The organism is Archangium violaceum (assembly GCF_016859125.1).
Taxonomy (GTDB): domain Bacteria; phylum Myxococcota; class Myxococcia; order Myxococcales; family Myxococcaceae; genus Archangium; species Archangium violaceum_A.
This window is the reverse complement of record NZ_CP069338.1, coordinates 7,128,255-7,150,280: the sequence shown is the minus strand read 5'-3', so window position 1 is coordinate 7,150,280 and position 22,026 is coordinate 7,128,255. Positions and strand designations below refer to the sequence as shown.

Below are 22,026 nucleotides of genomic sequence, written 5' to 3'. Positions count from 1 at the left end.
GTCCTCGGATGCATCAGCGCGCTCCCGAGCAGCGCTCCTGGCACCTTCAAGGTTTTGAACACCTGAACGGAGCGCCACTACACTGCGGCTTCGCCCCAACGCTGGCGAGCCAACTCCAGCGTCCGGGCGTTCTCGGGCACCTGACGCAAGAAATGCTCGCGAGCTGCGGGCTCGGGAATGTCGTCGGCCCGGATGCGCACACAGCGCGCAGCCTCGCGCAGGGCCGCATCCCCCGCGCTGACATCCCTCTGCGCATTAGGAAGGGTGCCAGCAGCACACACGCCTCGCGAGCACGGACCTCGGCTTCCTGGAGGGCACCACTCGCCGCATCCAGCTTCGCCAGCATCGCGAGCCCGGAGCACCACCTGAAGGACTGGGGATCCTCCCCCATGTACTCCTGGAGCAGCGTCCGGGCCTCCGCCCAGTGCGAGGGCTCTCGGCTGCTGGCCAACACCAGAGCCAGGTAATGCAGGTTGAAGCCCACCGCGGCATGCTGCTCCGTATGCCGGGCGACGCGCAGAGCCGCGCGCAGTTCCGCCAGGACGGCGGGCACATCCCCCAGCGAGGTCAGGGCCAGCCCCGAGTGGGTCTGAAGTGGGGTTCCGTCAGGTAGAGGAAGAATGCCCTCCAGCAGCGGACCCCGGCGGAGAGGGCTCCGTCTTATCGTTGTCCATGAAGAGTCAGGTCCTTCTTCTCCGCCCCGCGCAACCAGTCCGAGCCCAGATACGCGTAGACGCCCACGCCCACCGTCAAGGCGAAGGATATCTTGAAGGCCACCGACAGCTTCGGCGGGTGGATCTGTGAGATGGTGCCCTCGATGAAGCCCGCGAGCACGAAGAGCGCGAGCGTGCCGAAGAGGAGCTTCACCGCGCGCACGGCCTCCTGGCGCAACGCCAGACCTCGGGGCAGACCCCGAGGCGCCACTTGCCCCCGGGCAATGACGAAGCCCGCCGCGCCCGCGATGCAGATGGCCGTGATCTCCGGAATGCCGTGCGGGAGGATCCACGCCCAGAACCAGCCGGCCAAGCCCTTGGCCGTGTACACCTGCGCGAGCGCGCCCAACATCAACCCGTTGATGAAGAGCATCAACGCAGTGCCCACGCCCACGGTGATGCCCAGGGCGAAGGCGAGGAACGCGACCTCGATGTTGTGGGTGAAGAGGAAGGAAGAGAACGCGGCCTGCTGTTCCACGGACATCCCCTCCCCCGAGGCCTCATCGGCGGCGCGCTGGACGGGATCCAGGCTCAGGTGCTCCCCGGGGACGAGGTAGGGCGCGGCGTCCGGATCCACCATCATGCCCAGGTACCCGAAGCCCACCCCCGCCAGGAAGAGGAGCACCGAGGCCGCGTACATCCGCCACTCCTGACGGAGCAGCGCGGGGAAGCCTCGAGCGACGAAACCCCATACATCCGAGAACCGGGGCCGCTGACCCGGGTAGGTGATGGCGTAGGCCCGGCCCACCAGATCATTGAGGTACTCGCTCACGTCGGCCGAGCCGCTGCGCGCGCGCACCCACAGCAGGTCGCTGGAGACGGCGCGGTACAGCTTGCCCAGCGTGCGAGCCTCCTCCAACTGGAGGGCGCGCAGGCCCGAGCTCTCGGCCTTGTCGAGCAGGGACTCCAGCTGCTGCCAGCGCGGTCGCCGCGCCTCGATGAACTCGGGCATCTCCATGACGCGGCGACTCTAACCCAGTCCGCGAAGGCCGGAGCCTACTGCCGCCGCGCGGGGCGCAGGCCGGACCAGCCGAGGGTCACCTGCCCGCTCCAACCCCCCCAGACGCGAGCGCCGTCCGGACCGAAGCCCCGGCGCACCGAGGTGCCCAGCTCGAACCCGGAGAACATCAAGCGCGCCCCCACACCAGCGGCAAAGGCGAACGGGCCCGGTTCACGGGGCGTGGCATCCACCAGGGCGTCGATTTCGGCTCCGAGTGCCAGCCTCGGAATGGGCAGGAACCAGGCCTGATACGCGCTGTCCCAGGAGGCCCGCGCCTCGCCCGGCCTGAGGGCGTAGCCCTGGCTGGTGGAGAACGCCCACTGCCCCCAACGTGACCCCGCGAGCAGCGCCGGGCGCAGCCTCAGCCCCCGGGCCTCCTCGTCGAATCCGGAGCCCACCAGGGTGCCGTCGAAGGACAGCAGCACACGGAAGGCCGGGTGGTCCGTCAACCGCACCCGTGCCGACAACGAGGCGGACAGAGCTGTCGCGGGCAGCTCACCCGCCACGCCATCGCCGCTCAGCAGCGCCCCGGGACGCATCGCCAGCGCCGTGCCCAGGGCCACGCGCTCGGACACCCGCCCCTCCACGGCGAGGGTGGTGCGCCCGCGAGCGAGGTCCACCCCCGCCGACTCCAGCTCGGGCTGGGCCCGCAGCTCGAAGAGCCAGGCCCGCGGCAGGAAACCCGTGGGCAGCGGAGCCGCCTCCACCATGCCTCCCGAGGGAGCACCCAGCATCGACATGAGCGCGGCCTCCTCCTCGACGGACGCCTCGAGGGGCTCGGGCTCCTCCTCGACCCCGGAGACGGCCGGCTCCCGAGACAGAGGGGCCTGGGCGTTGGCCTGGGCGTTGACCTGCTGGACACGTGTGTCACCCCAGAGGGCTTCCACCGAGGCCACGCGCTCCCCGTCGCGCATCCCGGGCACCGCCCGCGTCAGCAGCGCGCCGTCCGACTGGCGCCGCAGCGGCTCCTCCACCTGGGTGCCATGAAGCCCACGCAGCTTCAGCGCGGCGAAGGGGCCCTCCAACAGCCGGCCCTGCTCATCGAACACCTGGACCTTCACCCGGAACGAGCTGGCCATGGGCTCGAGGTCCACGTCCACGCGGGGCGGCACCACCGTGAGTGTCAGCTTCTCCGGGAGCGCGTCGGGCACTCCGCGCGGCAGCAGCTCCAGCGTGTGCGTACCCACGGCCTCTACGCGTACCGGGTGCGTCGTGGGGGCACCATCGAGGCGGAAGTCCAGCGACTCGGCCCCATCCACCGACACGTCCAACCGCATCGCGCCCCGGAGGCCCTGGGGGCCCACCACGCCGCGCTCCGACTTCACGCGCAGCACCTCCACCTGCCGCACGGCGGACACCCGGCCCACCAGCCCCGAGGCATCCACGGCACGCACCCGCGCGAAGTACCGGCCGGGCGCCAACGCGCGGGCCACGGACTTCAGCGACTCCTGCCCGGCCGGCACTGTCTCCCCGTGCACCCGGTCGTTGAAGCGCTCGTCGCGCGCGAGCTCCACCCGGTAGGACGCCGCTTCCTTCACGGGCGCCCACGCCAGTTCCTCGTCCACGCCCTTCTCGTCCAGCAGCACCCGCACCGGGCGCGCCGGGCCCGCCCACGCCGGCGCCTTGGGAAGTGGGCGCGGCTTCTCGGGGACCTTGCCCTTCTCCACCCGAGTGCCGTGATCCCTGGGAACCTGGACGCTCTGGCCCTGCGCGCGCACCTCGGCCTGGCCGTCGTAGACGGAGACGCGGCTCGTCTGCTGCGCATCCACCCCCACGAGGAGTTCCTTCGAGCGCGCGGCCACCGAGGCCGCCGGCATCTGCACGCCCACGGGCTCGCCGCGCAGCTCCGCCAGCGACACGTTCAGCTCGCCCTGCAACAGCTCCACCGCGCCAGACTTCATCACCGCGTCCGTCGCCTTGGGGGCCTGACCGTAGATGACGACGAGCGCGTTCTCGTTCATCTGCAGCCGCGTCAGGTCCTTGAAGGTCACCTCGGCGCCGGCCTCGCGCAGCGTGTTGACGGAGTCCAGCCGCCACAGGCCCTGGCCGGTGTTCGCCTGGCGCCACTCCACCTTGCCCGCCCGCTTGGCGTTGACCTCGGGTTTGACGAAGGTGAGCCGCGCGTCCGGGTCGCCCTTGATGCGCAGCACCGTGCCCGGCTTCAGCTCGTGCGGCGGCGGCCCCATCTTGTTGAGCGCATGCAGCTTCGCGGAGCCGACCGTCACGTCGCCGAACACCTTGCGCGCCACGCTGCCGCAGGTGTCTCCGGGCTGCACCACATAGACGTCGTCATCGGCGACCTGCTGGGCCCACGAAGGGGCCGGCAGGAACCACACCAGGGCGAGCACCGTGGCGAGCCCTCTAACGCTTGAGCTTCTGAGCACGCGATACCTTCCGGATCAGATCGTTCGGCTCGAGCGGCAGGGGGACGAAGTCGAACAACCCGCCCTCCAGCGCGCCCGTCACCAGGTCCCAGTCATCCGAGGGACCACACAGCAGAACCGGCGGAGAATCCGGACGAGCGGCCAGGGCCTTCGCCCGCGCGAGCGACTCGCGTCCCTCCGCGACGACGAGCAGCGCGCCGAGCTCCCGCAGCGACTCCTCGGCGGAGATCACCCTCGCCTGGAATCCACACGCGGCGAGCGACATCATCAACGTGTTCCCCGCGGCCGACGGGTGCGGCTCGGCCAGCACTGCCACGGGAGCCCCACCCGCCGCGGGGCTCGTCACGGACAGCGCATGCGGTACGAGCCCGCGCTCCGTCTTCTTTCCCTCGCCCCGCCTCCTCGGCGCGGACGCCCACGGCTCGGCGAGCACGGCCAGCAGTTCCTGACGCATGGCCGCCGCATCCGACGGGCGCGCTTCGGACCGGGAGACGAGCTCCGGGGCCGGCACCTCATCCGCCTTCACGGTCGTTACGATCGGGCCGCTCGGGGCGTAGAGCGTGACGAAGTCGATGTTGTCCAGGGCCGCCACCCGGGAGCCCACGAGCGCGAAGCGCGTGGCGTCATCTCCCAACCCGGGTGCGAAGAGGATCTGCCCGACGCCCGCGAGCTCCTGCTCGACACGAGCCAGCGCACCCCGAACGGCCCGCTGTACATCTCCGACGATGGAGCGGTGCAGGTGGCGGACGAGCTCCTGGAGGGCATCCGCGTTGGTGTCCATCATCTTTCAGCCCAGCCCCACCAGCGGAGGCAGCGCACGGGCCAGGATGAGGAGGAACAGGCGCGTGAAGAGCGAGAGGCCTCGCGAAGCCCCCGCGTCGCTGCGAGTCTCCACTCCGGGGATAGGGGTCGCGGCCATTGTCGAATGCCCCATCTAACACTGCCGGTGGTTGCGGAGCGAGCCCTTGACCCGTTCCGCGACCCGCCCGGTTCCCAGGAGAGGAGGCGCTACCGCCCCACGGAAGCGTCAACGCGCTACACTGCCGGGCCCCTTCCGCACTGTGAGGAAATCCGATCATGCGCATCCAGAAGCCCGCTTCTTCCCGATGGCTCGCGGCGGCCCTGCTCCCGTTGCTGGCCGCTTGTGGCCCCACGGATTCTGGTGAGGCCCTGCGCGCGCTCGGCGAGTACCAGGACGGAATCATCACCTTCTACGACGCGACGGGCGCGGGCAACTGCAGCTTCGATCCCAGCCCCCAGAACCTGGACGTGGCGGCGATCAACAAGGGCCAGTACGAGGGCAGCGCGGTGTGCGGTGCGTGCGTGGAGATCGAGGGTCCCAAGGGCAACCTGCGCGTGCGCATCGTGGACTCGTGCCCGGACTGCCCCGACAGGGGCCACCTGGACCTCAGCCGCGAGGCCTTCGCGAAGATCGCCAACCCCATCGACGGCCGCGTGAAGGTGCGCTGGCGCATGGTGACCTGCGACGTGCAGGGCCCCATCCGCTACCATTACAAGGACGGCAGCTCGCAGTGGTGGACCGCCATCCAGGTGCGCAACCACCGCCTGCCCGTGACGAAGCTCGAGTACTGGAAGAACGGCGCCTGGACCCAGGTCAACCGCGAGGACTACAACTACTTCGTCGAGCCCAAGGGCATGGGCACGGGCTCCATCAAGGTGCGGGTGACGGCCTCGGACGGCCAGACGCTCGAGGACACCCTCCCCGCGGTGACGCCCGACGCAACCCACGACGGAGCGGCCCAGTTCAAGGGAGGCTGAAGCAGGTGGACCCCCGGGCGTGGGCTGGCTCTTCGCTCGGCACCACGCCTCGGAGTGACTCCAGGCGCGCTGCGCGGACGGCCTGACTACAACCGCTGGAGCGAGAAGCGCGAGTGGGTCTTCATGCCGCCCATGCCACCCGAGGACTGGTCCAGGGTTTATTGATCAGCAGACGCTCATCCTGATTCAGATCTTCAATCCGCTCTGGTTCATCGCCCTGCCGTGGATTGCGAGTCGGAGTTGGCCGGACCTGGTTCTTCGAACGCAATCCCGCTGCGGTGACGAAAAGCGGCGGCAGCGAACTGCCCCGGGATTTCATCCGGCTCTGGCGTGCGCGCCTTCGTGGACGCCACCGTCGCAGCCAGGGCCGGGCTCTCCTCCTCCAGCCCCGGCTCCGCCTCCGCTCGAGGGAGCCGCCCAGCGCATGGTGGCCCTGGTGAACGCCCTGTCCAACTGGTACCTGCGCCGCAGCCGTGACCGCTTCCGGGCCCCCGGCCTGGAGCAGGGCAAGCAGGACGCGTACTTCACCCTGTACGAGGTGCTCACCACGCTCGCGGCGATGAGCGCCCCTCCGATGAGGAAGTGAGCCTCAACGGCCTGCCCGCGCGTGTGCGCGTCGAGCGCGCCTGAGCCCCCGGGGACACGGCATGGCTCAGACCTGGGCCATGCCGCCGTCGACGAAGAGCTCGATTCCGTTGACGTAGCTGCTGTCATCCGAGGCGAGGAACACCGCCACCTTGGCGATCTCGTCGGGGTCCGCCATCCGGCCCATGGGGATGTTGGCGGCGAACTGCTCGTACGTCGCCTGCGCGAGCTCCTCGCCCCCGGCGAGGGTGTGGAGGCCGGGCGTCCGGGTGGTGCCCGGGCTGAGGACGTTGACGCGGATGGGGCGACCCTTCAGATCGAGGATCCAGTTGCGGGCGAAGCTGCGCAAGGCGGCCTTGGTCGCGCTGTAGACGCTGAACGCCGGAGTGGCCATGGCGCTCGTCGTCGAGCCGTTGATGATGATGGAGGCCCCCTCGCGCAGCAGGGGCAGGGCCTTCTGTACCGTGAACAGGACGCCCTTGACGTTGGTGTTGAAGACGTCGTCGAAGTGCGCCTCCGTGATGGAGCCCAGGGCGGCGAACCCCGCCGTGCCCGCATTGGCGAAGACGATGTCCAGGGAGTCCGCCTTCTGTCTCACCACCTCATAGAGCCGGTCGATGTCGGCCAGTTTGGACACGTCGCCCTGGACCCCCGTGGCCTGGGGACCGATCGCCTTCACCGCGGCGTCCAGCTCCGCCTGCCGACGGCCGGTGATGAAGACCCTGGCGCCCTCGGCGGCGAAACGCTTCGCCGTGGCGAGGCCAATTCCCGAATTCCCCCCCGTCACCACGGCCACCTTGCCCTGCAGCTTGTTGCTCATCGTCGTGTCTCCCTGTCGTCGGCGGAGGAAGTGCATCGCCAACGAGAGGGATCTAATTTGGAACGATTGGCTCGAAAGGTGGATTTCATGGGAACCTGCGTTCTGGAAACGCAACGATGAGGGCTCGATGAGGGACTTGAATGACATGTTCTTCTTCACCGAGGTCGTCGCGAACGGAGGCTTCGCGCCGGCGGGACGGGTGCTGCGGCAGTCCAAATCGAAGCTCAGCCGCCGGGTGGCACGGCTCGAGGAGCGCCTCGGGGTCCGGCTGATCGAACGCTCCTCGCGCCGCTTCCGCGTCACCGACGTCGGGCAGGCCTTCTACGACCACTGCCAGAGCGTGATGGCGGAGGTGAACCGGGCCGAGGCCGTGGTGGCCGCCACCCAGGGCGAGCCGCATGGAACGGTCCGGTTCAACTGTCCCCAGGGCATGATGGATTCCCTGGGATGCCATCTCGTCCGCTTCATGGAGCGCCACCCCCGGGTGAACCTGCAGGTGGTGGCCACCAACCGGCGGGTCGATCTCATCGCCGAGCGCATCGACCTCGCGCTGCGCGTGAGCCCCTCGCTCGACATCGACGCGTCATTCACCGTGCGCAAGCTCACCCAGAGCAACTGCATCCTCGTCGCGGCTCCGGCATGGGCCGACCGCCTCGGCGATGAGCGGAGCGTGGAGCAACTGGCGTCGGTCCCCACCCTGAGCATCAACGAACGGGAAGGGCAGGACACCTGGGCGCTCCTTGGACCCGAGCAGCGGACCTTCACCCTCCACCACATGCCCCGCCTGTCGTGTGGGGATTGCCAGGCCGTCCTGGGAGCGGCGATCGCCGGGCTGGGGGTCGCCCTGTTGCCCGAAGCTCTCTGCGGCCCCGCCCTGCGCTCCGGCCAGCTCGTCCGGGTGTTTCCGGACTGGCACACCCAGGAGGGAATGATCCACCTCGTCTTCACCAGCCGTCGGGGCCTTCCACCCCCGGTGTCCGCGTTGATCGAGTACCTGGCGGAGCATGTTCGGAATCCCTTTTCCATGAGGACGGCGTCCTGAAAGGGAGACACCGGGGCGGCGGTCGGCCATCAACTCCACCCGCCCCCGCGTCCTCCCCGGGCCTGCTGGCGGATGTCGCGGAGGGGTTTCGTGCCTGTCTGGCCCATCCGCTCATCCGCCCGGTGTTGCAGGCGGAGGCCCTCATGTACTTCTTCGGCGGCTTCTTCCTCGCGCTCTACCTGCCCCCTTCTTCCATCGATAGTTCAATTCCACGGCGGAAGCGGAGCCAGCGACGAACACCACCAATGCGGCGGCAAGACTGCGAGCACCACGACACATGAGGATTCCCCCTCCCTGGAGATGACAGCGGGCGAAATCGCCCAGCGCATTCAGCCTCTCAGAGCATGGCGCTCGGGAGGGAGCACCACCGGGAATATTCTCAGAGACACACGCCAACCAAAAGGCACGCGGCGTGACTCTGGCCTAGACTGGAGCCGTGACGGACACGCCTGACACCCTCCTCGACGGGACCCACACCGTGCTCACGCCCGAGTACGTGGAGTTCCGCTTCACGCTGGCGGGCATCTACTCGCGCTTCCTGGCGTGGCTGCTGGACACGCTCATCGTCGTGGTGGGCACGAGCGTGGTCCTCATGGGACTCGCCATGACGATGGGGCTCTTCCCCGGCTTCGCCAGCGCCCTGGGGTTCGTCATCTACTTCCTGGTGGACTGGGGCTACGGCATCGCCCTGGAGACGGCCTGGAGCGGACAGACGGTGGGCAAGCGCGTCATGGGCCTGCGCGTCATCCAGCGCAGCGGGGTGCGCATCGGCTTCTACCACGCGGCGCTGCGCAACCTGGCGCGGCCGGTGGACCGTCTCCCCTTCCTCTATCTGGTGGGCGGGGTGACGGCGCTGCTGTCCGGCTCGCACCAGCGGCTGGGAGACATGCTCGCCGGCACCATCGTCGTGCGCGAGCGCCGCCTCAAGGCGCCCTCGGCCATCGGGGCGGCGGCCGGAGAGGGGCTGTTGGCGGATCCCCTCTTCGTCTCGCGGGTGAAGCGGCTGAGCGCCGAGGCGCGCGAGGTGGTGCTCTCCGCCGCCCTCCGGCGCGAGGAGCTGCGGATGGAGGCCCGCCTGCGCCTCTTCTCCGCGCTCGGCACGAGGCTCCAGGAGCTGCTGGCCATGGAGAAGCCGGCCCACCTCTCGGACGAGAAGTGGACGCTGCTGGTGGCCGCGGCCCTCATTCCCGCCCCCGGCTCGCGGATGGGGACCGGGGCTCGCGCGGTGGCCTAGAAGTAGACGGACGTGCCCGCGGACAGGATGAGCGACGTCTGCACCCGCTCCGTCAGGGACAGGTAGGCGTTGAACTGCGCCCGCGCGCCCAGGCTGATGGAGTCCGACACGAAGAACTCGATGCCGGCGTTGGGCCCCACACCGAAGAAGTTCGAGTCCCCCTGCGGCTTGAAGACGTGCAGGTAGCTCAGGTCCGCGCCGATATAGGGACGGATGTTCTCCTCGAAGATGAGGTAGCGGATGCCCAGTGACGGAGCCAGGCCCACCACGCGCTGCTCGCTGATGGGATCGTACGGGAAGGCGATCTTCGTCAGCGAGACGACCTCGAAGCCACTCTCGATGTAGAGGCTGGCGTCGAGCCCGAGGAACACGGTGTTGTTGAGGCTGGCCGTGTTGTTGAAGTTCATGTAGCCCAGCGACAGGCCCAGGCTTCGGTTGGCGAACTGGGCATGGGCGGGAGCGGCCACGAAGAGGGCCACCGAGAGGCCAAGAGCGTAGAAGAACGAGCGCATGGCGCGGACTCTAGCGTCCCCTGGCGGCGGCTAAACCACCGAAACCGCAAGGATTCCCGCCTTCCGGGGACGTTGATCCGGGTAGGGGGCTTCTCCTACACTCCCGCCGATCATGCCTTCCCTCCGCTCCGCGCTCGTCGTCCCCCTGCTCCTGGCCTCCGGCTGCATCAACACCCCGCCGCCCTCCGACCGGGCCCTGGTCAACAACGAGCTGTGTACCCAGGAGCTGGCCCGGGGCAACTGCAAGCAGGCCGAGGTGTACTGTGACCTGGGGCTCGAGTTCGCACCCCAGTACGCGGACCTGTGGTCCAACAAGGGCCTCATCGCCATGTGCATGGACAACAGGAAGCAGGCCAAGGAGTTCTTCATCAAGGCCATCCGCTTCAACCAGGACCAGGCGACCGCCTACGCGAGCCTCGGCAAGATCTACCTGGACGAGGGTGCCCTCGGGAAGGCGCACGACAGCTTCCAGCGCGCGCTGAAGGTGAACCCGGACTACGTCGAGGCCCGGTACAACCTGGGGCTCACCTTCATCAACATGAAGAAGCTGGACAAGGCAGAGAAGGAGTTCCTCACCCTGCTGGTGATTGATCCCAACAACGCCCAGGTCCACCACGATCTGGGCATCGTCAAATACCAGCAGGGCCTCAAGGAAGAGGCCGCGCAGGAGATGACGAAGTGCGTCCAGCTCGCCCCCAACCTCAACCCGGAGTGGTGGAACGACCTGGGCGCGGTGCTGATGGAGCTCAGCCGCTTCGAGGACGCCCGGCAGGCCTTTGGCAGCTGCGTGGCCCTCCAGAATGATCACCCGCAGTGCCTCAACAACCTGAGCATCGCCCAGCGCAAGGCGGCCCTCACGGACTCGGCCCTCAAGGAGTTCCGCGACACGCAGAGGGCGGAGAACACGCCTCCCGCCCTCTTCGAGCTGGCGCGCAAGTACAAGGAGCAGGGGCTGCTGTCCGAGGAGGAGCGGACCTACAAGGCCTGCCTCAAGCTGGACGGCAAGTACGCCCCCTGCCACTACGGCCTGTTCCAGCTCTACTCGGAAGGCCAGAAGCGCCAGTCCGCGGAGATCGCCTGCAAGAACTTCCTCAAGTACGGCTCGGTGGAGGACTTTCCCTCCGAGATAGAGACGTGCGAGAAGTTCCTCAGCGCGCAGTCGTACTAGCGCCCGCCCACGAACACCCCCGCCATCGCGATGAGCGTCAGGCTTACGGTCAAAGAGAGCAGTACGGCCGGTGCGAAAGCCACCGAGTTCGTCCTCGACGAGTCCATCATCACCCTGGGCCGCGACAAGGGCTGCCAGGTGGTGTTGGCGCAGCAGGCCGTGTCGCGCAGCCACGCCCGCATCACCCAGGAGGGCAACCTCTTCTTCCTGGAGGATCTGGGCAGCGCCTACGGCACCCAGGTGAACGGCAAGCCCCTGCCCAAGGGAGAGAAGCGGCTGCTGCGCAATGGTGACATGATCGTCATCGCCCAGTTCGACATCCGCTTCGACAAGGTGGCGGACCTGCCCCACGACGTGGACTCGCAGAAGACGTCCTTCGTCGCCCGCAACATGGTGAAGGACGTGATGCGGGGCCTGTCCGGTAGCGAGGAGCGCTACCTCCGGGTGATGAACGGCCCGCGCGAGGGCGAGCGCCTGGAGATCAACGACGCCCAGGAATTCGTCATCGGCCGCGACGAGTCAGCGGACGTGGTGTTCCAGGACGATCTCATCTCCCGCCGGCACGTGAAGGTGCGGCGCGACTGGTCCGGCACGCACGTGGAGGACCTGGGCAGCCGCAACGGCATCAAGCTCAACCGCAAGCGGGTGTCGCGCAAGATGCTCCGGGACGGTGACGAGCTGGAGGTGGGCGGAGTCCGCTTCGTCTACGTCTGCCCATCCGAGGCGCCCGAGGAGCAGGCCGAGGTCCTGGCCGCGGAGGTGGCCTCGGCCACGAGCGGCGAGGGCAACACGACGAGCCCGCTGTCGGCCGTGCGCGAGCGCACGTCCTCGACGAAGCGCTCCGCCACCTCCACCGAGAAGCCCCCGGAGCCCGTTCAAGCCGAGGCCCAGGAGGAGCCGGAAGCACCCGCCGAGGAGCCCGCCGCGGAGCCACCGGAGGAGCCGGAAGCACCCGCCGAGGAGCCTCCCGCGGAGCCGCCCATGATGGAAGCGTCCCCGAGGTCCAGCCGCCGCGACGAGTTGGTGGATGAGGCTCCGGAGAAGGACGTGAAGCGCCTCATCCCGCTGGTGGTGCTGGGCGTCATCGGCCTGACGGCGGTGGGAGTGCTGATCGCCCTGTTCGTCGGAGTCTGAAACCAGCTCCCTCTCCCTCTGGGAGAGGGCGGGGGGTGAGGGTATCCGAGCCCGTTCTCCCACCCGTGGCCCCCGGTGAGGACAGGGGATTCAACCCGGGTTCACCCACTACCCTCACCCCGTCCCTCTCCCGGAGGGAGAGGGGAAATGGCCGCGGTCATCAGCGCATGTGCTTCCCAGTGTAGTCCTTCAAGAGGTTAGCGGATGGAGATGCGGGCCACCGGCTGGATGTTGAGGTCCGGGGACAGCTCCTGGAAGCTGACGATGGAGAACGGTGGGTTGAACTCGAACTCGAGCAACTTGCGCACGTAGCGCCGGATGTCCATCGCGGTGAGGATGACGGGGCGCTGCGCGCTGGGCGGCAGGTGGCCACACTCGGACTTGACCGCCTGGACGATCTCCTGGGCGATGTCCGGCTCCAGCGCCAGGTGGGTGCCCGCCGAGGTGCGCTTGATGGAGCTGCGGATGGCCTCCTCGATCTGCGGATCCAACAGGTAGACCACCAGGGTGCCCGTGCCGCGCGCGAACTTGTGGGACACGTAGCGCCGCAGGCTGGAGCGCACGTGCTCGGTGAGCATCACGTTGTCGGCCTCGACCTGACCGTACTCGGCCAGGGCCTGGAGGATGCCGCGCAGGTCGCGGATGGAGATCTCCTCCTCCACCAGGCGCCCGAGGATGTCCGTGAGCTTGAGCACGGTAACGACCTTGGGGACCACTTCCTTGACGATGGCGGGGAAGGCCTTCTCCAGCTGGTCGAGCATCGACTGCGTCTCCTGGACGCCGATGAACTCGCGCGCCTGGCGGCGCAGCACGGCGGCCAGGTGGAGGATGATGTAGCCGGGCACGTCCCAGGTGGTGAGGCCCGCCGCCTCGAGCGTTTCCTTGTGCTGCTCGGGCACCCACGCCGCGGGCTGGCGGGTCGCGGGGTTGAGCGCCTCGAAGCCCTGGATGTTCATCAACCGCAGGCGCTCCACAGTGTCGTTGACGAGCACGTGGCCGATGGTGGCCTGGCCCGTCACCACGGGGACCTCGTTGAGCTGAATCTGGTACGAGCCGGGGGGCAGGTTCGGGTTGCCGCGAGCGCGAACGCCGGGGAAACGCACGCCCAGCTCCACGAAGAGACCATCGCGCATGAAGGGGATGAGCTCGAAGAGGAACTTGCCGTTGTCCTGGCGCGAGTCCACGAAGGGCACCAGGGCGTCGGAGACCTCCAGCACGATGGGCGTGACGACGGGGATGAAGAGCTCGGAGTCCGGGTTGATGGGCTCCTTTGGCTGGGGCTCGGTGGCCGCCGGCGTCTCGCCCGGGGGCGTCTCCCCCGCGGTGAGGCCACCCTCCTCGCCCATCGCGCCCGCCTTGTCCTTCCTCATCATCGTCCAGGCGCCGTAACCGGCTCCGGCCCCGAGGAGGAAGAACGGAATCTTGGGCAGACCGGGGATGAGGCCGAGCACGAAGAGCATGCCCGCGGCGATGGCGATGGCCTTCGGGTAGGCGGTGAGCTGCGAGCCCACGTCCTGGCCGAGGTGGTTGCCCTCCTCATCGCCGCCCACGCGCGTCACGATGATACCGGCGCAGGTGGAGATGAGGATGGCGGGGATCATGCCCACCAGACCGTCACCGATGGTGAGCAGCGTGTACTTCTGCGCCGCGCTCGCGACGTCCATGTCCTTCTGCATCACGCCGATGACGAGACCACCGACGATGTTGATGACGGTGATGATGATGCTGGCGATGGCGTCGCCCTTGACGAACTTCATCGCGCCGTCCATGGCGCCAAAGAGCTGGCTCTCGCGCTCCAGGTCGCGGCGCTTGCGCTTGCCCTCCTCCTGGTCGATGGAGCCCGAGCGCATGTCCGCGTCGATGGACATCTGCTTGCCGGGCATGGCGTCCAGGGTGAAGCGCGCGGCCACCTCGGCCACGCGCTCGCTGCCCTTGGAGATGACGATGAAGTTGACGATGACGAGGATGACGAAGATGACCAGACCGACGACGAAGTTGCCCTGAACCACGAAATGGCCGAAGGCCTCGACCACCTCTCCGGGATCACCCGTCAGCAGGATGAGGCGCGTCGTGGAGATGGTGAGCGCCAGCCGGTACATCGTGGTGATGAGCAACAGCGTCGGGAACACCGACAGCCGCAGCGCCTGCGGCACGTACAGGGAGATCAGCAACAGGACGACGGAGATGCTGATGTTCAAGGTGAGCAGCACGTCCAGCAGCAGCGTGGGCAGCGGGACGATCATCATCCCGATGATGGCCACCACCACGCAGGCGAGGACGATGTCGGAGTACTTGGACAGGAAGCTGTTACTCTGGGCTGACATTGGCGGTTCCGATCCTAGCGGGACCGGGCGCCATTCCCAAGCCTCCCTGCCCGAGCTCCCCTGGATGCCTGGGCTTTCTTCGAATGGGTGCGGCTAGAGGGTCGTCCCACCGTCGGTGGAATCCTGCAGGGCTTCCTCGGCGGCGCTCTGGCGTGCGGCCTCGGCCAGGAGCCGCGCGCGCTCGCTGAGCGGATCCTTGTTCTCTGGATCCAACGCCACCACCCGGGAGAAGTCCTCGGCCGCTTCCAGGAGGCTCCCCAGGCGGAGGTGGACCTCTCCCCGATTGACGAGAGCAGGACAGTCCGTCGGGTTGAGCCGCAGGGCCTCGTTGAAGTGGGCCAGCGCGTCGTCCAGTTCGTCCACGGCCAGGCAGATGGCCCCGAGCGCCGTGCGGTAATAGCCCTCGGTGGGATCATACGCCGCCAGCTCCACGAAGACGGCGCGGGCATCCTCGTAGCGACCCTGCTCGTAGGCCTGGAAGCCCTTCATGGCCCGCTCGATCATCTCGGGCCCGGACAGTGGGCGCTCCTCCTGGGTCGATGCCGTCGCCTTGGACTCGGTCGTCATCCTCGCTACTCCCTCATGCCCCTGCTCGAGCCCCCATGGGTGGATGGGCGGCTGCACTCTACTCCGTGAGCACCGCCAGCACCAGATACCCCGCCAAAGCTTGAATCCTGTGAAAATAATGAGGAAACTTCCTGGGCCTGATCAGCGATGATCAAGGTGTTCCCGCCCCGCAGTCCCCACCGCCTCTCCAGGAGCTCGCCATGTCCGTCAACAATCAGGCCAACGCCGCCCTCGCTTCCGCCCTCGCCCCCAGCGCCAACGGCTTCAGCGCGGCCGAGAAGAACATGCTCAGCCAGCTGAGCGGCCCCGACCGCGCTCGCATGGAGGCCCAGCTCGCCCTCCAGAAGCAGCAGGAGACCGTGGCCTTCATCTCCAACATGATGAAGAAGCTCAACGAGATCGCGATGTCCGTCATCAACAACCTCAAGTAGTCCCTGGCGGCGGCCTCGTGCCCCGCCTTCCAAGCCGGCCCCGCCTGGCCCTCCCCGCTTCTCCGGGAGGCCCCCAGTGCCTGGCCGGCTTTTTCTTTTTCTCCCGCCTCCCCCTCGAGCCTCGGGCCCCGTGCGTTCCCGTGCGCGACCCCCCAAAAAGCGGAGAAAAAAATGGGGGAGGAAACTCCCGGAGCCACGCGGCGATAATCCTTTTGTCAGCAGGTCGCTGTACCCAACCTCGCACCGCCTTCCCAGGAGATCATCATGTCCGTCAACAACCAGGCCAACGCCGCCCTCGCTTCCGCCCTCGCCCCCAGCGCCAACGGCTTCAGCGCGGCCGAGAAGAACATGCTCAGCCAGCTGAGCGGCGCCGACCGCGCTCGCATGGAGGCCCAGCTCGCCCTCCAGAAGCAGCAGGAGACCGTGGCCTTCATCTCCAACATGATGAAGAAGCTCAACGAGATCGCGATGTCCGTCATCAACAACCTCAAGTAGTCCCTGGCGGCGGCCTCGTGCCCCGCCTTCCAAGCCGGCCCCGCCTGGCCCTCCCCGCTTCTCCGGGAGGCCCCCAGTGCCTGGCCGGCTTTTTCTTTTTCCCTCGGGCCCTGGGCTCGCGCTCCGAGGAGCCGCCGCGTAATTCGCCCGAAACTCGGTAATATCTCGCCCACGCAACCCAGGAAGTGGTTCGCAGATAATCCAATCACGAAGCACACATCGCCGCTCCTCTCTCCCTCCTGGAGAACACATGACTGCCATCAACAACCAGACGGCCCGGCTGTCCACTGCGACCAACCTCAACTTCGGCGGCGTGAGCGCGCAGAACCTCGCGACGAACGCGCAGCTCATCGAGTCGACGCTGAACTTGATGAACCAGGCGTTGAACGTGGCCGGCAAGGCGCTCGAGCTGGCGGACCAGATGGGCAAGGCGCAGCCCGGGCAGACGAAGCCCGCCCACGGCAACACCGGGTGCTTCCCCACCGAGAAGCCGAACCCCGTCGAGTCGTATGACCGTGAGGCCAGCCTCAAGGTCGACAAGGACGGGAAGATCACCACGCCGGGCGGCTACGTCATCGAGCAGCTGGGCCAGTTCGAGTGGAAGATCACCGGTCCGGACAAGAAGGAGACCCGCGTGTGGGGCGACCCGCACGTGGAGGAGAGCGACGGCGGCAAGTGGGACTTCAAGAAGAACACGGAGTTCGTGCTCGGCGACGGCACCCGCATCGACGTGACCTGCAAGCCCTACGGCAACGGCGCGACCGTCACCGGCCAGCTGGACATCATCAATGGTGACAGCCACGTGTGCGTCACCGACATCGACAAGGGCAAGGGCAAGGTCGGCCAGGTCACCTTCGACGGTGACGACGCGCTCTTCAAGTTCAACGCCCAGGGGGGGGACCGTGTCACCATGGGCAAGACGTCGGCCGAGTGGAACTTCGAGGACCGGGAGATCATCGGTTCGGAGAACCAGGGCGAGAAGCTGAAGACCCGGAACGAGTTGAACCTGGTTCAGCAGAACTGGAAGACCCTGTTCGACTCCCCGAGCAGCGCCAGCGACACGCTGAAGTCCATCCAGAACAGCTTCGACTCCGTGCAGAAGCTCTTCGACTCCCTGAGCAGCACCCGCTCGCACGGCTTCAACCCGTTCCGCCGGCAGGACGACATCTTCAAGTACGACCGCAACCAGCACCTCGAGGGCATGAAGTCGTCCTTCAAGGCGCTGAGCATCATGCTCCAGACGCTGCAGCGGCAGTTCGAGCTCAGTGGTATGCTGCGCTCCCGCGGCTCGAGCATCGCCTAGCCGCCTCCACCAACGGACGGGGCCGCGAGCCCCGTCCCCGAGGGCTCCATGAGCAGCGACTCTTCCTCGTCCAGTAACGAAAATGCCCAGCGTGAGAAGGAAGCTGGCGAGAAGTTGATTCGCGGGGAGATCACCCTCGGCGAGTTCCTGGGGATGCCCACCCAGGTGCTCTACCGGTGGGCGGAGACCGCGCACAACCTCCTGCAGGCGGGCAGCACGCAGCAGGCGTTGCAGATCTTCCAGGGACTGGTCGCGGCGGCTCCGTACGATAGCGTCTTCCACTGCCAGCTCGCGGCGACGTACATGACCCTGGAGCGGTACGACGAGGCCTTCGAGGAATTCTCGCAGTCGCTCCGCTTCAACGGGAGCAACGTGGACGCACTCGTGGGGCGCGGAGAGATCCACCTGCGCCGCGGGAACGTGCCCGAGGGGCTGGTGGACTTCACCCTGGCAGTCAAGAAGGATCCAGAGCTCAAGCGCCGCTCGACGCAGCGAGCCCGCTCGATGCTGTTGGTCCTCAAGCAGCAGGCGGATCAGGCGAAGTCGGGCAAGTAGCGCTCACCCCATCGAATCGACTCCGACGCCCGGCCGCGCGCAAGCGAGTGCCGGGCGTCTCCATTTCCGCGTCCGGAGCACCCGAAAAAGCGGAGAAAAAATGGGGGAGGAAACTCCCGGAGCCACGCGGCGATAATCCTTTTGTCAGCAGGTCGCTGTACCCAACCTCGCACCGCCTTCCCAGGAGATCACCATGTCCGTCAACAACCAGGCCAACGCCGCCCTCGCTTCCGCCCTCGCCCCCAGCGCCAACGGCTTCAGCGCGGCCGAGAAGAACATGCTCAGCCAGCTGAGCGGCGCCGACCGCGCTCGCATGGAGGCCCAGCTCGCCCTCCAGAAGCAGCAGGAGACCGTGGCCTTCATCTCCAACATGATGAAGAAGCTCAACGAGATCGCGATGTCCGTCATCAACAACCTCAAGTAGTCCCTGGCGGTGGCCTCGCGCCCCGCCTCCAAGCCGGCCTCGCCTGGCCCTCCCCGCTTCTCCGGGAGGCTCCCAGTGCCTGGCCGGCTTTTTCTTTTTCCCACGCGGGCCGGTGGGACCCAGGCCCGAGTGGGAAAAGGGCGGTGCGTTCCGAGCACGGAGCACACCGCCCGCGGGCCTCTCAGCCCTTCACCTTGCCCAGCGAGGGATTCATCATCCAGGTCTTCACGGACTCGAGCTGCGGCTGCTGTTCCTTCGGCTGAGCCGACGCAACGGAGACTTCCCCCGTCAGGGAGCGCGCGCGAGGGGCCGCGCCCGACTCGAAGCTGTCCTTGCCGCTCTTGCCCGCGCCCGGAACCGCGGCCGACGACTTCGCCACGGAACCTGCGTTACCCGAGGCGGAGGAGCTGGGGGCGATGAAGCAGGTATGGACCCAATCGAGGCACTCCATGATGACGGACGGCGTTCGCTGAGCGGACGGATCCTGCGAGAACCGGGCGTAGGCTTCCTGGAGCTCCTGGAAGAGTTGCCTGTCGAGGGACCCTCCGGGCCTGGAGCCTCCCACCAGGGAGTGCATCTTGAGCAGCACCAGCTGAAGGGAGCCCTTGGCCGTCTTCGCGTTACGCTCCAGCTCGGCGATCAGTTGATCCCGCCAGGCGAGCAGATCCGTCGGATTCGCGGGGCGCTTGGGCGTCGACATGAAACGAGCCTCCTATGAAGGTGGGGGAGTCTAGCAGACTGCTCGTCTTCCTCGGAGAGGGCCCGTTCTACTCCTCCTCCCGGAGTTGGGACAAAAAGCGGAAAAAAAATGGGGGAGGAAACTCCCGGAGCCACGCGGCGATAATCCTTTTGTCAGCAGGTCGCTGTACCCAACCTCGCACCGCCTTTTCAGGAGACCGCCATGTCCGTCAACAACCAGGCCAACGCCGCTCTCGCTTCCGCCCTCGCCCCCAGCGCCAACGGCTTCAGCGCGGCCGAGAAGAACATGCTCAACCAGCTGAGCGGCGCCGACCGCGCTCGTATGGAGGCCCAGCTCGCCCTCCAGAAGCAGCAGGAGACCGTGGCCTTCATCTCCAACATGCTCAAGAAGCTCAACGAGATCGCGATGTCCGTCATCAACAACCTCAAGTAGTCCCCTGGCGGCGGCCTCGTGCCCCGCCTCCAAGCCGGCCTCGCCTGGCCCTCCCCGCTTCTCCGGGAGGCTCCCAGTGCCTGGCCGGCTTTTTCTTTTTCTCCCTCCTCCGCCACGTGAGCCTCGAACTCGCGACGCGGGACTCCAGGCGTACCGACCCCGCAAGCACAACAGCCGCTCGCGTCCTCTGCCTCCCCGGTGGAGAGCGAAGACCGTCCGAGCGGCTGCTGGAATGACGTGGCCGCGCTCGACGCACGGCCTGTCCGTCACGTCCCTACTTCCACATGTCCTGCGACAGCTCCTGGGAACGCGACGTCATCTTCTTGAGGAAGTACTCGAACTCCATCTTGCCGAGCACCTCGTGCGTCGAGTGCTTCTTGATGCTCTCGTTGGCGGCCTTCTTGATCTCGGCCTCCGTGGCGTTCGGATTCTGCTTCAGGAACCTGGTCATGTCCTCGGAGACCTTCGCCTTGTAGGCCGCGGTCCGCTCGGGGTTGAGGTACTGCCAGCTGTCGGTGGGCAGCTTGCCCCGCTCGGTGACGTCGTTGTTCAGCTCGGTCTGCCAGGCGTTCGTCGCCTCGGCCGGCGAGAGGGTGGTGGTGTTGGCCACGGACGCGGAGCGGGCGCTGCTGGAACCGTTGATCGCCGTCATGAAATTCGTCCTCCGAAAATTGAGCCTTTGGAGAGATTGTCGCAGAGCCTGGCGAAGTGTTGCGTGCCCTTTTTCGAATCCTGTGGAAACCCGTTCCAGGAGCGGAGAGGCGCCCGAAAAAAGCGGAGAAAAAAGGGGGAGGAAACTCCCGGAGCCACGCGGCGATAATCCTTTTGTCAGCAGGTCGCTGTGCCCAACCTCGCACCGCCTTCCCAGGAGATCGCCATGTCCGTCAACAACCAGGCCAACGCCGCCCTCGCTTCCGCCCTCGCCCCCAGCGCCAACGGCTTCAGCGCGGCCGAGAAGAACATGCTCAGCCAGCTGAGCGGCGCCGACCGCGCTCGTATGGAGGCCCAGCTCGCCCTCCAGAAGCAGCAGGAGACCGTGGCCTTCATCTCCAACATGCTCAAGAAGCTCAACGAGATCGCGATGTCCGTCATCAACAACCTCAAGTAGTCCCTGGCGGTGGCCTCGTGCCCCGCCTCCAAGCCGGCCTCGCCTGGCCCTCCCCGCTTCTCCGGGAGGCTCCCAGTGCCTGGCCGGCTTTTTCTTTTTCCCACGCGGGCCGGTGGGACCCAGGCCCGAGTGGGAAGGGCGGTGCGTTCCGAGCACGGAGCACACCGCCCGCGGGCCTCTCAGCCCTTCACCTTGCCCAGCGAGGGATTCAGCATCCAGCTCTTCATGGACTCGAGCTGCTCCTGCTCCTTCGACTGACCCGGGGGAACGGGGACGTCACCGCCGAGCGAGCGCGCGTGCTGAGCGGAACCCGACTCGAAGCTGTCCTTGCTGGCCGTGCCGGCGGCGGCCGCGGGCTTGGAAGCAGGCGCGGCGGCAGGCGCGGCACCGGCGCCCTGCACGGGGAAGCCACGCGACGCGAGATACGCCTGCATCCACTCCACCGACTCCATGAGGATGGCCGGGCGGGGCTTGGCGAGCGCCTCCGGGTCCTGCGAGTAACGGACGAAGGCGTCCTTGACGTCCTGCAGGGACTGGGGGTCGTAGGGGGCCCCCGGCTTCGTGCTGGCCAGAAGGGTGATCATCTTGCGCAGCACCTGCTGGAGGGTACCAGAGGCCTCCTTCGCGGCCTTCTCCAGCTCGGCAACGATTTGATCGCGCTTGGCGACAAGATCAGCCGGAGCCGCGGGCGGCATTTCGGCGGGCACAGTCAGCTTGTTGTTGGACGTCGACATGAGCAATTCCTCCAAAGGGATACATCGGACGTTACAAGAACTCAGCGTATCCAGAAAGGGCGGTAAACTCCTGTAATACACTCCGCGGTGTCCGGACCGGCTCAGCGGCCCATGAGCGCTTCCACCAGGGCGTTCGCCTTGCGGGCCACCGGGTCGTCTTCCGGGGCCAGGGAGATGGCCCGGCGCAGATCCTCCACGGCCTGGGCCTTCTGGCCCAGGGTCAGCCGCACCTCGGCACGGCCCACGTAGGCCTGCGCATCACGGGCGTCCAGCTTGAGGGCCACGTCGTAGGCTGCCAGTGCACCCTGCGAGTTGCCGGCGGCCATCTCCACCACCCCGAGCGCCTTGGCGAAGTAGGCGTCCGCGGGGTTGATGGCGTAGAGGCCCTGGAAGAGCGTGCGCGCCTCGGCGATCCGGCCCTGATAGTAGAAGAAGTAGGCCGTCTTGGCGATGGCGTACAGCTCCTCGTCCGAATAGCCGCGCACGTCGCGCAGCGTGGCCTTGCCCTCCGCCCAGCGTTGGACCAACGCGGTGAGCTTCGCCTCGTCCTTCGGCGGGTTGTTGCTGTCGGATGCGGCCATG

24 protein-coding genes and 1 pseudogene are annotated in these 22,026 nt (G+C 67.4%); 13 read left to right on the top strand and 12 right to left on the bottom strand.

The window, feature by feature from the left end; genetic code table 11:
- Positions 1-660: 660 nt before the first annotated feature.
- Genes JQX13_RS30675 through JQX13_RS55570 form a run of 4 tightly spaced genes read right to left on the bottom strand, consistent with a single transcriptional unit; the run spans position 661 to position 5,016 of the window.
- Complete coding sequence (locus JQX13_RS30675) at positions 661-1,671, bottom strand: stage II sporulation protein M (RefSeq protein WP_203403027.1); 1,011 nt, start codon at positions 1,669-1,671, stop codon at positions 661-663.
- 38 nt (positions 1,672-1,709) lie between these two features.
- A complete protein-coding gene (locus JQX13_RS30670) occupies positions 1,710-4,097 on the bottom strand; it encodes a FecR domain-containing protein (protein WP_203403026.1) in 2,388 nt (795 codons plus the stop codon).
- Entirely contained in the window at positions 4,075-4,881 is an 807-nt protein-coding gene (locus JQX13_RS30665; RefSeq protein WP_203403025.1) for a hypothetical protein, read from the bottom strand. The genes JQX13_RS30670 and JQX13_RS30665 overlap by 23 nt, the downstream gene beginning before the upstream one ends.
- Positions 4,882-4,884: 3 nt before the next feature.
- Entirely contained in the window at positions 4,885-5,016 is a 132-nt protein-coding gene (locus JQX13_RS55570) for a hypothetical protein (RefSeq protein ID WP_275424877.1), read from the bottom strand.
- Positions 5,017-5,174: 158 nt separating this feature from the next.
- Here JQX13_RS55570 and JQX13_RS30660 point away from each other — a divergent pair, with 158 nt between their 5' ends.
- On the top strand, positions 5,175-5,876 hold the full coding sequence (locus tag JQX13_RS30660; protein ID WP_203403024.1) for an expansin EXLX1 family cellulose-binding protein: 702 nt from the start codon (positions 5,175-5,177) through the stop codon (positions 5,874-5,876).
- A gap of 412 nt (positions 5,877-6,288) precedes the next feature.
- Positions 6,289-6,447 (top strand): annotated as a pseudogene (locus tag JQX13_RS30655) (class I tRNA ligase family protein); the annotation flags it as partial.
- 81 nt (positions 6,448-6,528) lie between these two features.
- On the opposite strand, the gene JQX13_RS30650 reads toward JQX13_RS30655, so the two are convergent.
- Positions 6,529-7,281, bottom strand: a complete 753-nt coding sequence (locus JQX13_RS30650; protein ID WP_203403022.1) for an SDR family oxidoreductase — start codon at positions 7,279-7,281, stop codon at positions 6,529-6,531.
- 127 nt (positions 7,282-7,408) lie between these two features.
- On the opposite strand from JQX13_RS30650, the gene JQX13_RS30645 reads away from it, so the two are divergent.
- A complete protein-coding gene (locus tag JQX13_RS30645; protein ID WP_203403021.1) occupies positions 7,409-8,323 on the top strand; it encodes a LysR substrate-binding domain-containing protein in 915 nt (304 codons plus the stop codon).
- A gap of 436 nt (positions 8,324-8,759) precedes the next feature.
- The gene (locus JQX13_RS30640) at positions 8,760-9,557 is read left to right on the top strand and encodes an RDD family protein (protein ID WP_203403020.1); all 798 of its coding nucleotides are present in this window, start codon (positions 8,760-8,762) and stop codon (positions 9,555-9,557) included.
- Here the strand turns inward: JQX13_RS30640 and JQX13_RS30635 are convergent.
- Positions 9,554-10,069 (bottom strand): outer membrane beta-barrel protein, encoded by a 516-nt coding sequence (locus JQX13_RS30635; protein ID WP_203403019.1) that lies wholly within the window; start codon positions 10,067-10,069, stop codon positions 9,554-9,556. The genes JQX13_RS30640 and JQX13_RS30635 overlap by 4 nt on opposite strands.
- 112 nt (positions 10,070-10,181) lie before the next feature.
- Here JQX13_RS30635 and JQX13_RS30630 point away from each other — a divergent pair, with 112 nt between their 5' ends.
- Together JQX13_RS30630 and JQX13_RS30625 are read left to right on the top strand one after the other, a co-directional pair.
- Positions 10,182-11,237 carry a tetratricopeptide repeat protein gene (locus tag JQX13_RS30630; RefSeq protein ID WP_203403018.1) on the top strand — a complete coding sequence of 352 codons (1,056 nt, stop codon included), beginning with the start codon at positions 10,182-10,184 and terminating at the stop codon, positions 11,235-11,237.
- 30 nt (positions 11,238-11,267) lie between these two features.
- Positions 11,268-12,371, top strand: a complete 1,104-nt coding sequence (locus JQX13_RS30625; protein WP_203403017.1) for an FHA domain-containing protein — start codon at positions 11,268-11,270, stop codon at positions 12,369-12,371.
- A gap of 197 nt (positions 12,372-12,568) precedes the next feature.
- Here the strand turns inward: JQX13_RS30625 and sctV are convergent, their stop codons facing one another.
- Positions 12,569-14,695: a type III secretion system export apparatus subunit SctV gene (gene sctV, locus JQX13_RS30620; protein WP_203403016.1), complete on the bottom strand. Its 2,127-nt coding sequence runs from the start codon at positions 14,693-14,695 to the stop codon at positions 12,569-12,571.
- 93 nt (positions 14,696-14,788) lie between these two features.
- The gene (locus JQX13_RS30615; protein WP_203403015.1) at positions 14,789-15,262 is read right to left on the bottom strand and encodes a tetratricopeptide repeat protein; all 474 of its coding nucleotides are present in this window, start codon (positions 15,260-15,262) and stop codon (positions 14,789-14,791) included.
- A gap of 200 nt (positions 15,263-15,462) precedes the next feature.
- On the opposite strand from JQX13_RS30615, the gene JQX13_RS30610 reads away from it, so the two are divergent.
- The 5 genes from JQX13_RS30610 (at position 15,463) to JQX13_RS30590 (ending at position 18,470) form a co-directional block, all read left to right on the top strand.
- A complete protein-coding gene (locus JQX13_RS30610; protein ID WP_203403014.1) occupies positions 15,463-15,693 on the top strand; it encodes a hypothetical protein in 231 nt (76 codons plus the stop codon).
- A gap of 264 nt (positions 15,694-15,957) precedes the next feature.
- A complete protein-coding gene (locus JQX13_RS30605) occupies positions 15,958-16,188 on the top strand; it encodes a hypothetical protein (protein WP_203403012.1) in 231 nt (76 codons plus the stop codon).
- A 250-nt stretch (positions 16,189-16,438) separates the two neighbouring features.
- Complete coding sequence (locus JQX13_RS30600; RefSeq protein WP_239013949.1) at positions 16,439-17,491, top strand: DUF1521 domain-containing protein; 1,053 nt, start codon at positions 16,439-16,441, stop codon at positions 17,489-17,491.
- Between the two features lie 48 nt (positions 17,492-17,539).
- Positions 17,540-18,046, top strand: a complete 507-nt coding sequence (locus tag JQX13_RS30595; protein ID WP_203403013.1) for a tetratricopeptide repeat protein — start codon at positions 17,540-17,542, stop codon at positions 18,044-18,046.
- Positions 18,047-18,239: 193 nt separating this feature from the next.
- On the top strand, positions 18,240-18,470 hold the full coding sequence (locus JQX13_RS30590; protein ID WP_203403012.1) for a hypothetical protein: 231 nt from the start codon (positions 18,240-18,242) through the stop codon (positions 18,468-18,470).
- 181 nt (positions 18,471-18,651) lie between these two features.
- Here JQX13_RS30590 and JQX13_RS30585 read toward each other — a convergent pair whose 3' ends face one another.
- Positions 18,652-19,170, bottom strand: a complete 519-nt coding sequence (locus JQX13_RS30585; protein WP_203403011.1) for a hypothetical protein — start codon at positions 19,168-19,170, stop codon at positions 18,652-18,654.
- 201 nt (positions 19,171-19,371) lie between these two features.
- Here JQX13_RS30585 and JQX13_RS30580 point away from each other — a divergent pair, with 201 nt between their 5' ends.
- The gene (locus JQX13_RS30580) at positions 19,372-19,602 is read left to right on the top strand and encodes a hypothetical protein (RefSeq protein WP_203403010.1); all 231 of its coding nucleotides are present in this window, start codon (positions 19,372-19,374) and stop codon (positions 19,600-19,602) included.
- Between the two features lie 274 nt (positions 19,603-19,876).
- Here the strand turns inward: JQX13_RS30580 and JQX13_RS30575 are convergent, their stop codons facing one another.
- Positions 19,877-20,254: a hypothetical protein gene (locus JQX13_RS30575; protein WP_203403009.1), complete on the bottom strand. Its 378-nt coding sequence runs from the start codon at positions 20,252-20,254 to the stop codon at positions 19,877-19,879.
- A gap of 225 nt (positions 20,255-20,479) precedes the next feature.
- Between JQX13_RS30575 and JQX13_RS30570 the strand changes: the two genes are divergently transcribed.
- Positions 20,480-20,710 (top strand): hypothetical protein, encoded by a 231-nt coding sequence (locus JQX13_RS30570; RefSeq protein WP_203403008.1) that lies wholly within the window; start codon positions 20,480-20,482, stop codon positions 20,708-20,710.
- A 179-nt stretch (positions 20,711-20,889) separates the two neighbouring features.
- On the opposite strand, the gene JQX13_RS30565 is transcribed toward JQX13_RS30570, so the two are convergent.
- Both JQX13_RS30565 and JQX13_RS30560 read right to left on the bottom strand, forming a co-directional pair.
- Positions 20,890-21,444, bottom strand: coding sequence for a hypothetical protein (locus tag JQX13_RS30565; RefSeq protein ID WP_203403007.1), 555 nt, complete (start codon positions 21,442-21,444; stop codon positions 20,890-20,892).
- 101 nt (positions 21,445-21,545) lie between these two features.
- Positions 21,546-22,025: a SycD/LcrH family type III secretion system chaperone gene (locus JQX13_RS30560; RefSeq protein ID WP_203403006.1), complete on the bottom strand. Its 480-nt coding sequence runs from the start codon at positions 22,023-22,025 to the stop codon at positions 21,546-21,548.
- Position 22,026: the final 1 nt, after the last annotated feature.